2 protein-coding genes are annotated in these 2191 nt (G+C 63.3%); one reads left to right on the forward strand and one right to left on the reverse strand.

Features of this window, described 5'->3' with window-relative positions; genetic code table 11:
- The coding region (locus AB1609_21975; protein MEW6049103.1) for a hypothetical protein at window positions 1-357 on the forward strand (357 nt) is incomplete at its 5' end.
- A gap of 731 nt (window positions 358-1088) precedes the next feature.
- Here the strand turns inward: AB1609_21975 and AB1609_21980 are convergent.
- Window positions 1089-2191 (reverse strand): transposase (locus AB1609_21980; protein ID MEW6049104.1); only part of this gene is annotated, 1103 nt, incomplete at its 5' end.

Raw genomic sequence — 2191 nt, forward strand, 5'->3', positions numbered from 1 at the left:
CCTTCGCCGCGGGCTACCATCGATGGGTGGCGTGCCTCGCGAGGAAGCACCGCAACTTTAGGAGGCAGTCGGAGGAAGGAAAAGGCCCACCGCGTCTGCATCAGGGACAACAAGAAAACCTACACCGAGATCGAGGTCCCAAGTCCGGCGACGCGGCGCGGACTTGCTCGCAGAGATCGCCGGCCGCCACCGAAACGGATAAACGAAACGTGCTTTCTGCCTCTGACGAGGCCTCGGGCGGCCGACAAGAAGCACAGCGAAGCCATCCGAGCCCTCGCCAACATCTGGCTCAAGATAATCTTCGCCATGTGGAAGAACCGCGCACCCTACGACGAGGCCCGCCTCATGGCTGCCTGACTGACTGCTGGCCAACAGCGCACGCCCGCTCAGCAGGTTGCTTAACATGGCCTACCCGCCTACCCACCCGCCCTACTTGACACAGGGTGTCTTGCTAAAGCCCGATCCGGCGGCCTCCCGGGCCGCCTCCGAGCGGCCGGGAAACGAAGTATTGACGGACAGGAATCAGGCGCGGGAAGCGCGACGCCGAGTTTGGCGAGGGCATCGTTACTTCTGACCTCCCCAGTTGGTGGGCTCTAAAGCTGAGCTGCGCTCCGGGGTTCATGCGGTGCCCACGGTACGTGCCCGGAGCCACACCGCCACCCGGCTTGCTCAAGGGCTGTAGGCACCCGGCTGCTCACTGCTTGTCTCGCGCAGGCTTATTGGCAGCGGATTGGGTGTGGCCCCCGTGGCTGATGCTCTTGCCCAACCATAGGATCCCAGGCACGCGAAAAATGACGAAATATGAACCCTGACTTGCTCGGTGGGGTGCAAGCTATCTGAAACAGACGTACGGAAGGAATCTTAACTGCTTTGGCGAATAATGGGAACAATGCCCCGGCGGCGTGGCTGAGAGCCCTCAGGGTAGCGAAAGCAGCCTAGAGAACGAGTGGGGGTCGGCCGCGGAAACCCACGGCACAAGACCCTTGACAACGTGGGAGGCTAAGGCCCGGGTTGAAGCGTAGCGGTTCGGTTTCCCCGATTGATGAAGAAGAAGGACACCCTATGTCAGGTGGGGCGGGTGGGTCATGTTAAGCAAGTTGCTGGGCGGGGGTGCGGTGTTGAGCAGCGGTGAGCCTGGCAGCCATGAGGCGAGCCTCGTCGTAGGGCGTACGTTTCTTCCATATGGCGAAGATTATCTTGAGCCAGATGTTGCCGAGTGCACGCAGGGCTTGACTGTGCGTCTTGCCGGCCGCCCGCTTCTCGCGGTAGTAGTCCCTGGCCCAGGAACACCACCTGGTGCTGGAGAAAGCGAAGAGGTACATGGTTTCCCGGAAGGGTTTGACGCAGGCGTTGCGGAACACTACCACCCGGGATTTGCCGGACTGGCGCGTGGCGGGCGCCGTTCCGGCGCGGGCCTGGACGACCCGGACGTCGGGGTAGCGGTCCCGGTCGTCGCCCAGGTCCCCGAGCATCCTGGCAGCGAGGCATGTACCATCTCCGCGGAGGCTGGTGAAGATGACGCTGTCAGGATGCTCTTGCATCAGGGCGTCGATCTCCTTCCCGTACTCGGAGATGCGGGCGTTGAGGACCTCCAGCTGGACCACCAGGGTGGCGACCAGCATTTGCTTGGCCGCAGACATAGCGGGCCGGGCGGCGAACGGAGCTCGTTGCAGGGCCTGGTAGAGTTCCCTTGTCTTCTTTGCGGCTTTCGGGTACCGGTGCGCGCGGAGGAGGGCTTCCAGGGCCTCTGGTGTGGCTCTGCGGGCCTCCTGGTGGGTGGGGTAGGCTTTGAGGAATGCCAAGGCCGTGGGGCTGGCCAAGTCGGAGAACAGTTCGGTAGCCAAAGGGAAGTAGCAGAGCAGGGCGGAGCGGAGCTGGTTCCTGAGCATGGTTTGGGTCTTCTCGAGCTCGGCGCAATCCCGGCCCAGCAGGCGGAGCATGGTTGTTTTCTCGCTGTCGGGCTTGAGGGGCTGGTAGGCCTGGCGGTCGGTGCGGAGGATGTCGGCGAGGACGCGGGCGTCGATCCAGTCGGTCTTGGTGCGGGCCAGGCGGAACCTATCGCGATGGCGTTCCACGGGCTTGGGGTTGAGGGGGTAGATGGTGTAGCGGGGGTCGAAGATGGCGTCGATGAAGGGGCCGTGGTTGGCTTCGATGGCAAAGAGGACGTTTCGGTTGTCCGGTTCCATGGCGC

This window comes from Bacillota bacterium (genome assembly GCA_040754675.1).
In the GTDB taxonomy this organism is placed as follows: Bacteria; Bacillota; Limnochordia; order Limnochordales; family Geochordaceae; genus Geochorda.